This is a genomic window from Microcoleus sp. LAD1_D5 (genome assembly GCF_036702115.1).
Classification (GTDB): Bacteria; Cyanobacteriota; Cyanobacteriia; order Cyanobacteriales; family Microcoleaceae; genus Microcoleus.
In genome coordinates this window covers 25,248-33,020 of the sequence record NZ_JAUBSA010000067.1, presented here as the reverse complement: position 1 = coordinate 33,020, position 7,773 = coordinate 25,248, and the positions used below count along the sequence as shown (strand labels likewise).

At 42.4% G+C, this 7,773-nt stretch carries 9 protein-coding genes; 6 read left to right on the top strand and 3 right to left on the bottom strand.

Annotated elements, in window-relative coordinates; all coding sequences use genetic code 11:
* Positions 1–194: 194 nt before the first annotated feature.
* The 3 genes from QUA70_RS22650 to QUA70_RS22640 all read right to left on the bottom strand — a co-directional run bounded on the left by QUA70_RS22650 (position 195) and on the right by QUA70_RS22640 (position 3,673).
* Positions 195–872 carry a TIGR02117 family protein gene (locus tag QUA70_RS22650; RefSeq protein WP_333334544.1) on the bottom strand — a complete coding sequence of 226 codons (678 nt, stop codon included), beginning with the start codon at positions 870–872 and terminating at the stop codon, positions 195–197.
* A gap of 14 nt (positions 873–886) precedes the next feature.
* Positions 887–2,089, bottom strand: coding sequence for a glycoside hydrolase family 10 protein (locus QUA70_RS22645; RefSeq protein ID WP_333334542.1), 1,203 nt, complete (start codon positions 2,087–2,089; stop codon positions 887–889).
* 174 nt (positions 2,090–2,263) lie between these two features.
* Positions 2,264–3,673, bottom strand: coding sequence for an amidohydrolase (locus QUA70_RS22640; RefSeq protein WP_333350047.1), 1,410 nt, complete (start codon positions 3,671–3,673; stop codon positions 2,264–2,266).
* 213 nt (positions 3,674–3,886) lie between these two features.
* Here QUA70_RS22640 and QUA70_RS22635 point away from each other — a divergent pair, with 213 nt between their 5' ends.
* From QUA70_RS22635 to QUA70_RS22610, 6 genes are all read left to right on the top strand, one after another.
* Complete coding sequence (locus tag QUA70_RS22635; protein ID WP_333350048.1) at positions 3,887–4,657, top strand: cysteine hydrolase family protein; 771 nt, start codon at positions 3,887–3,889, stop codon at positions 4,655–4,657.
* 213 nt (positions 4,658–4,870) lie between these two features.
* Positions 4,871–5,323: a cupin domain-containing protein gene (locus QUA70_RS22630; RefSeq protein WP_333350050.1), complete on the top strand. Its 453-nt coding sequence runs from the start codon at positions 4,871–4,873 to the stop codon at positions 5,321–5,323.
* Positions 5,324–5,427: 104 nt separating this feature from the next.
* The gene (locus QUA70_RS22625; protein WP_333350052.1) at positions 5,428–5,775 is read left to right on the top strand and encodes a DUF952 domain-containing protein; all 348 of its coding nucleotides are present in this window, start codon (positions 5,428–5,430) and stop codon (positions 5,773–5,775) included.
* A gap of 13 nt (positions 5,776–5,788) precedes the next feature.
* Positions 5,789–5,956 carry a hypothetical protein gene (locus tag QUA70_RS22620; protein WP_333350053.1) on the top strand — a complete coding sequence of 56 codons (168 nt, stop codon included), beginning with the start codon at positions 5,789–5,791 and terminating at the stop codon, positions 5,954–5,956.
* Positions 5,957–6,021: 65 nt separating this feature from the next.
* Complete coding sequence (locus QUA70_RS22615) at positions 6,022–7,116, top strand: DUF262 domain-containing protein (RefSeq protein ID WP_333350055.1); 1,095 nt, start codon at positions 6,022–6,024, stop codon at positions 7,114–7,116.
* Positions 7,113–7,766, top strand: a complete 654-nt coding sequence (locus tag QUA70_RS22610; protein ID WP_333350057.1) for an MAE_28990/MAE_18760 family HEPN-like nuclease — start codon at positions 7,113–7,115, stop codon at positions 7,764–7,766. Before QUA70_RS22615 ends, QUA70_RS22610 begins: the two co-directional genes overlap by 4 nt.
* The last annotated feature ends 7 nt before the right edge of the window (positions 7,767–7,773 follow it).

Sequence of the window (7,773 nt, the reverse complement as noted above, 5' to 3'; positions counted from 1 at the left end):
CTTCTGTGATTTATTGCGTAAGCGTTGCTTGCCGTAGGCGTCGCATCCCTCTTTAAAAACTGTCCGGAGTATTGATTTAAAAGACGATAGTATGGTGCGTCAGTATAGAAGTGTTTCCCTTGTAAGCGTAAGTGTTCACTCCTGACGCACCCTACAAGCCTCGTTAGTGGTTTAAATGCGTAACAGCTTACCATTTATTTGTGACATTTGCAACCGCTATTTAAATGAAACATAATCGCCGAAGAAAGCGTTGACCATAAAGGAGTATTGACATCGGCTTTTTGCAAAGCTTCGGCCGTCCAGTCGTTGCAAGTTCTCAAAGTAGAGTAACTGCCTTTAGCTTCATAAAAACTGTCGCTGTTGTCATAGCCGTAGCTAATTTTAATTTTACTATCGGCTGCGTCTAATAGGAATGAATTTTTAATAAAATTTACCATCCTCAGATAATTTACCCCACTAATTTTCACACATTGGGTTTCTAGATTTCGGGGGACAACCCGATAACTTTCAACGTGTACGGTAGAGGGAGTAGGGAGAAATAGCGCCTTGAAAGCTGTAACTGGGTTGATGATTGCTGAGGTGGAAGTTTCCAGCATAAAAGCTCTATCTCCCCAGCCAAAAGACAAATATTTATAATCAGAAGTGGCATCCCGCCCTATTTCTGTTAGCGGTAAATATTGATTCCAGTCAAAATATTCATTTTTAACTGGAACAATGATTTCGGTGTGGATGCCTTGGTTGGAAATGTATAGAGAGATCGTGCAATCTGCTTGCGAGTAATTTCCCCACTTTCTGGGAGTGAGATAGCCAATTGTTAGGAAAGCGGTCAAAAATAAGATGACAATTCCTAAGCGCTGTATGCTTTTTCTCATTTTAACCGTAGGTTTCAAATTCTGCCTTCGGATGGCGGGCGCTGCATCTTTGTGGGGAAGAATTCTTGCAACGCATAATTGCGCTGTTCGGGGGTTTCCCTCGCCCAATTCGACAAACTTTCGTAGAAAAAGAACGAGACGCCAGCGAAATCTCTTTTTCGCACTTCTTGCACTTGTTCTTGAATTTGTTTGAGTGGCACTGAATTATTTTTAAGACCCGTCAAAATGCCGATCGCAGTTGGAATGTTAAGTTTAGCCAGTTTAACTTCTTCCCGTTCTAGTTCGGCATTAAAACGCTTGATATCGCTGCGATAAATCTGCAACACAATTTCGTCGATGTAGCCGCGTCTTTCCCAGGTAAACCAGTCCTGCAAGTGGGCGGGTAAAGAAAAGTGAAAAGGGTTCGGAGATAAGCCGACAATACATTTTTCTTTGCGGGATTTGATGGCGCGGGAAACTCGCCCCACGAAGTCGTTAATTTTGTCAGCGCGCCAGCGCACCCAGAAGGTTTCGCGGGCGTCGTCGGAGGGAGGACTTTTGATTTGTTCCTGATACATTGAGACTGTTAACGGCTCGTAGCCAAATTCTACTGGCAAGCCGAAATGGTCGTCAAATTGAATGCCATCTATATCATAATTATCAACAATTTCTAGGATTAAATCTAAGATAAATTGCTGCACTTCGAGATGAAAGGGATTCAGCCAAACTCGCTCGTGCTTGCCTTCTTTCCAAATAGTTGAACCGTCGCGCCGCTGCGCCAGCCAGTCTGGGTGAAGTGTGGCTAATTCCGATTCGGCGGGAGCCATGAAACCAAACTCAAACCAGGGAATTACTGCTATACCTTTTTGGCGGGATTGTGCTATAATTTCTTTGAGGATGTCTCGGTCTTTCAATCCGGGCGATGGGTCGATCAACTGTCCGAATACTCGTTGGGCGGCTGCGCTGGGATAAAGCGTATAGCCTCCTTGCCAAACCGTGGGATAGATGGTATTAAAATTGAGTTTGTCCAGTCGATTTACAGCGTCAATGATGTTGTTGCGGGAGAAGAGAACGTCGCTGTCAATGTTGGTCAGCCAGACGCCCCGCAATTCAGTTGTTGGGGTGGTGGGCGGGGCTTGAGCCAAGAGACGGGGGGATAATATGGCGGAGGAGGTAAGGGCGATCGCAAAAACAACTATTAAACCCAGTATCCGCTGCCATTTGTGCAATTTAATCATTAATTTTTTGAAAATATTATTGTGAGAGTTCTATTTTACCTCACCAAATAGCACCCTTCTCAAGAACAGGCTTTCCGGCCTGTTCCACAAGAGTTAATTTTCTTGTGGGCCGTTGCTCCTAGCCCGCCCTTGAAAGGCTTATTGAAAATGATGCAATATCTCAGTTTTACCCTACTAAGAGTAACCTTGCAGTTTCATCACTTGTCGGTAGTGCGCTTCAATCTCGCTCACCGTTTGCGATTGACGCTTGCTAGTCCACTCGCTGCGATCGAATAATTCCCGCCTCAAAGCATCAACATCGATCGTTTTCACCTTACCTTCTGCGACAATTTGCTTGCCGTTTACCCAAACGCTGTCTACCGCATTAGTCGGGCGTCCCAATATTAGCAAGCCAATCGGATCGGTGCGCGGCAGCAATGATAAACTGGTTAAATCATACAGCACAAAATCTGCTTTTTTACCGACAGTCAACGAACCCATTTCATCGGCTAGATGCAAGCCTTTTGCTCCTCCCAGGGATGCCATTTCTACAGACTGGCGCGGTGTAATCCATTGGCGGTAATCCAAATCCGTGATATTGTGCAAAATCGAACCAATTTTAATCGCTTCCAGCAAATCTTGAGAGTCATTGCTAGCAGCGCCGTCGCAGCCGAAAGATACGTTGACTCCCGCTTGGCGGTATTTGAAAATCGGTGCAATCCCGCTTCCCAGGCGCAAGTTGCTGAGGGGATTGTGTACGACAGTCGCTCCCGTTGCTGCCATAATCGCAATGTCGGCATCGTCCAGCCAAACGCAGTGCGCTAAGGAAGTTCGGGGACTCAAATAACCAATTTTTTGCAGGTGTTCGACAGCGCTACAGCCGTATTTTTCGTAAGCTAACTGTTTTTGAGCGGGAGTTTCCAAGAGGTGGGCGTGGCGGCAAATATTGTAGCGATCGCTCAATTCGATGCAGCCTTCAAACAAACCATCGGAACACAGTTGAATTCCCGTCGGCGCCAACAACATATTAACACCTTGTTCGGGATTGTGAAACTGTTTTATGGCTTCTTCCATTAACTCTAAAGTTGCCTTAGTCGAGCGAATGTAAGTTGCGTGTTCGAGTCCGCTATCGCCCGCAGGCATTCCCGCTGTCAGGGATTGATCTTGAATTAACGGCCCGATAAAAGCGCGGATACCGATTTCTTGATAAGCGCGAACTGCGGCGGCGATTGTCTCCAATTCCTGCCCCGGAATCAAAACTAAATGATCGACTACGCTTGTACCGCCCGACAGCAATGTTTCTACCGCAGTTCCCAAGGCGCTCAAATAAACTTGTTCGGGATCGAGAGGGGTAAAATCGTATAATTCGGCAATCCATAACTCCAGCGGCAAAGGGGGAATAATGCCTCGTTGCCACATTTCTGAAGAGTGAGTGTGCGCGTTGACAAAACCGGGCAGCAGCAGCTTATTTTTGCCATCGATAAATGTTCCCGCAGGCTCTAAATTGGGCGCGATTGCACTTATGCAATTATCCACTACTTTTACATCTGCGGTTTCATAACCGCTATCAACCGGAATTAAAGCATTTTGAATTGTAAAGCTCATAGATTTACCCTGTTTGTAAATTTGTATTAATTTTTATTGTAGGATTGCAGGGCGCTAACATTTGCGGTCGCCAAACTGTAATAAACTTAATACATCCTAAAAATTATCACAAAGTTACCCCTGATACTTAATTATAGTAAAGATTTAAGATATGACAAGTTAGTAACAATCAAATTGTTATAAGATTAAAATCGTTTTTGAGTCAAAATCCTTATGAATCCTGATTTTCTCCGCACCTTGGGCGTACCGCCGAATGCTTGGAAAGTTGATGCCAAAATTGCCGATATCACCCGATCGCCGATCGCGCCTCAACCTGTTACCCTGGAAACAGAAACTAAGACCCTGCGTTTGGACTTAGCAAAAGCAGCAATGTTGGTGATAGATATGCAAAACGATTTCTGTCATCCCGACGGTTGGCTAGCACATATTGGGGTAGATGTAACGCCCGCCAGAACTCCAATTAATCCTTTAAAAAATTTGCTGCCCGAATTGCGATCGCACGCAATACCAATTATTTGGATTAACTGGGGGAACCGCCCCGATTTGCTCAATATTAGTGCAGCTTCCCGTCACGTTTACAATCCCACAGGCGACGGCGTAGGTTTGGGAGATCCGCTGCCAAAAAACAACGCACCTGTACTGATGGCAGGGAGTTGGGCAGCGCAGGTTGTCGATGAATTAAAACCCAAACCGGAGGATATTTGCGTTGATAAATATCGGATGAGCGGCTTTTGGGATACTCCTTTAGATAGTATCTTGCGGAACCTCGGCAGAACTACACTTTTCTTCGGAGGAGTAAACGCCGATCAGTGCGTCATGGCTACGTTGCAAGATGCTAATTTCCTCGGTTACGACTGTATTTTAGTCAAAGATTGTACAGCTACGACATCTCCTGAATATTGCTGGCAAGCTACTCTTTATAACGTTAAACAATGTTTTGGCTTTTTGTCAGATTCTCAGGCTATGTTAGAAGCAATTAAATAGCAGTCATCAGGGGAGTATCCCTCTGGAGTGTAAAAAGCGTTTTTTAGGAGTGCGAGAGTCCCGCACAGCAAAGCCTCTATATATCGCTTCCTGCTCTGACAGCGAACTCTCCTGTGAAATCAATAAACTTTGGAGGTTGAGCGGCGGACTAATGACTCTGAATTCTCACTAATGACAGCAGAAACATAACCACTGAGAACTAACAATAAAAAAATGACAAACCAGTGCGTGATTCCTGTTATAAAGTCTCCGAAAGACTACCAAGCATTTCGCATCAGTCCGGGCGATACTAATAGATTAGCGATCGTCTTCGATCCGGTAATAGCTAATGTTTCATTAACAGTTTGCGTGGAGATTTTCGATGTGGGCGGCAAAACTCCTCCCAACCGCCATCAATTCGCAGTCGAAATGTTTTTTGTACTCAAAGGGACAGGGCAAGCAACCTGCGACGGCAAAACAGTTAGTATTCAACCGGGAGATAGTTTGTTAGTGCCTCCAACAGGCACTCACCTAATTGAGAATACGGGCAGTGGACGTTTGTACACTTTGTGCATCATGGTGCCGAATGAGGATTTTGTGGAACTAATTCGCAGCGGTACATCAGTCGAACTCGATGAGGAAGATATGAGAGTTCTTGGGCGATCGGATGTACTCGTATCGTGCTAGTTTTGTAGTAAGGATTTTAGTCCTTTAATCTCGTTCCTAGGTAGAGCCTTGGAACACACATCTAGATGCTCTGCCTAAGTTCTTTATTTCAGGTAAAATAATTTATGAGCGTTATATTTCACATCACTCAAAGCCAACAATGGGAAAAAGCAAAACAGCTTAAATCCTATCGCGGTGATACCCTAGACTCTGAAGGATTTATCCACTGTTCGACACTGCCGCAAGTTGTTAAATCTGCCAATAAGTTTTTTGTCGGAAAAACAGGATTGCTGCTGCTTTGCATTGACTCTGGGAAAGTGCAATCTGAAATCAAATACGAAGATGCCAGCGGAGATTCCTTCCCGCACATTTACGGGCCGCTGAATGTTGATGCTGTGTTGAAAGTTATTGAGTTTGAAGCGGGTGCAGATGGCAAGTTTGAACTGCCGGAATCATTAAAAGATATTACCTAGCATAATTTGATAAATGTTGAGTTTGGCTTGTTTTCCCGCTGGCGATGTAAATGCGGGAACCGCGATCGCTGTGAGGAAAACGCAGGCGATCGATGCTAAAATTGTTGCACTGACTGTGAGTTGCGGTGGCGAGCGTCCTGAAAGAGCATTGTTAGGTGCGATGGAAATCAATTATAATTAGATATGTCACCCTTCAACTGAGAATCTCATTATTAATAGCTTGATTAGCTAACGAGGTAAAATACTATGAGCTTACAAGAAGAAATTACCACAAAAACTAAAGAATTTCGCACAGATAGTTATTCTATGTCTATTGGGGAAATCGCTAATCTTTATAAAGATGGCGAACTCATCATCGATCCAGAATTTCAAAGATATTTTAGATGGAGCTTACAACAAAAGTCAAAATTTATTGAATCTTTATTGCTTGGTATACCCATCCCTCCTATTTTTGTATATCAAAGAGAAGATGGTATCTGGGAGTTAGTAGATGGATTGCAAAGAATATCAACTATTTTAGAATTTATGGGTTATCTCAAAGATGAAAAAGGACATGAAAAACCGCCCTTGGTTCTTGAAGGTACGGAACTGCTTCCCAGTTTAAGAGATGCGGTATGGGAAACTGAGGAACGCAATAATACTGCGATTTTTCCTAAGTTTGATTTCCGAAGAGCTAAAATCAAAGTAGAAATTATTCAAAAAAGCTCAGATATTAATGCCAAGTTTGAAGTATTTGAAAGGCTGAATACAGGCGGTTCCTTTTTGTCGTATCAAGAGGTTCGCAATTCTTTGTTGGTAATGATTAACAAAGATGTTTATTTGTGGTTGTCTGATTTAGCAAGTAATGAAGATTTCCAAAACTGTATTTCCCTAACAGATAGGCTTTTGCTAGAGCGTTACGATATGGAACTTGCCTTAAGATATGTAATTTGTTCGCACTTTGACCTCAAAGATATGAAGGATGTGAATGAGTATTTAACTGACTGTTTGGTCAAATTATCTAAAAACAATGAGTTTGATTTTGAATTAGAAAAAATAAAATTCTACAAACTCTTCTCGCTTCTGAGCAAATCGACTGGAGAGAGTAGTTTCAAAAAATATGACGGGGAAAAGTTTAAGGGAAAGTTTCTGGAATCGGCCTATGAAGCAGTTACCCTTGGATTAGGTGCAAACGTTGATAATTATTCAGATACGGAGTCCCACCTAAAATTGTTAACTGAAAAAGTAAAGCAGATGTGGTCAGAAAGTGATTTTACTAACTACAGCGGATCGGGTTCCAATGCGCGCGTTAGAATTCCTAAAATGCGTAAGTTTGGGATAGCGTACTTTAGCAAGCAATGAGTAAAAAAAATAGAACTCTTCTCGATCTTCAGGATAACTTAGATGAAGATTTTGGCTGGAGAATCAAGGAACTTAGCCTACTTAAAAGCAAAATTCCCAATACACCTAACAGAGATGCTTTACAAGATGCACTGATTAGAGCCGGGATCGCAATGTTATACGCTCATTGGGAAGGTTTTGTCAAGTGTGCGGCAGAGAATTATTTAAATTATGTATCATTAAAAAAATTCAGGCACGCTCAACTTGAGTCATGCTTTGTAGCTCTTTGTCTCAAAAATAAAATTAATGAAATGGACAATACTAATAAATTTGACTTGCAAACTGCAGCCGTTGATTTTATGTTACAGCAGTTAAATGAGAGAGCTAATATTCCCTATGAAGGAATAATTCAAACAAAATCTAACTTGAGTTTTATTGTTTTTCGCGATATTTGTACTGTTATTGGTATCGATTATAAAAAATATCAGCTTAGAGAAACCTTGATAGATAAACAGCTACTTCAAGTCAGAAATACCATAGCTCACGGGAAATATTTAAGTATGAATTTTAATGAATATCAAAATGTTTACGATACAGTCATTGCAACGATGAGAGAGATTAAAGACGATATAATGAATGCAGCAGCTACTGAAAAGTTCAAAAGAAGCTGAGAATTTA

Coding starts and splice junctions, on each gene's coding strand:
- QUA70_RS22635 (WP_333350048.1), top strand. CDS start 3,887: ATGAATCCTGATTTTCTCCGCACCTTGGGCGTACCGCCGAATGCTTGG.
- QUA70_RS22610 (WP_333350057.1), top strand. CDS start 7,113: ATGAGTAAAAAAAATAGAACTCTTCTCGATCTTCAGGATAACTTAGAT.
- QUA70_RS22620 (WP_333350053.1), top strand. CDS start 5,789: ATGTTGAGTTTGGCTTGTTTTCCCGCTGGCGATGTAAATGCGGGAACC.
- QUA70_RS22615 (WP_333350055.1), top strand. CDS start 6,022: ATGAGCTTACAAGAAGAAATTACCACAAAAACTAAAGAATTTCGCACA.
- QUA70_RS22630 (WP_333350050.1), top strand. CDS start 4,871: ATGACAAACCAGTGCGTGATTCCTGTTATAAAGTCTCCGAAAGACTAC.
- QUA70_RS22645 (WP_333334542.1), bottom strand. CDS start 2,089: ATGATTAAATTGCACAAATGGCAGCGGATACTGGGTTTAATAGTTGTT.
- QUA70_RS22650 (WP_333334544.1), bottom strand. CDS start 872: ATGAGAAAAAGCATACAGCGCTTAGGAATTGTCATCTTATTTTTGACC.
- QUA70_RS22625 (WP_333350052.1), top strand. CDS start 5,428: ATGAGCGTTATATTTCACATCACTCAAAGCCAACAATGGGAAAAAGCA.
- QUA70_RS22640 (WP_333350047.1), bottom strand. CDS start 3,673: ATGAGCTTTACAATTCAAAATGCTTTAATTCCGGTTGATAGCGGTTAT.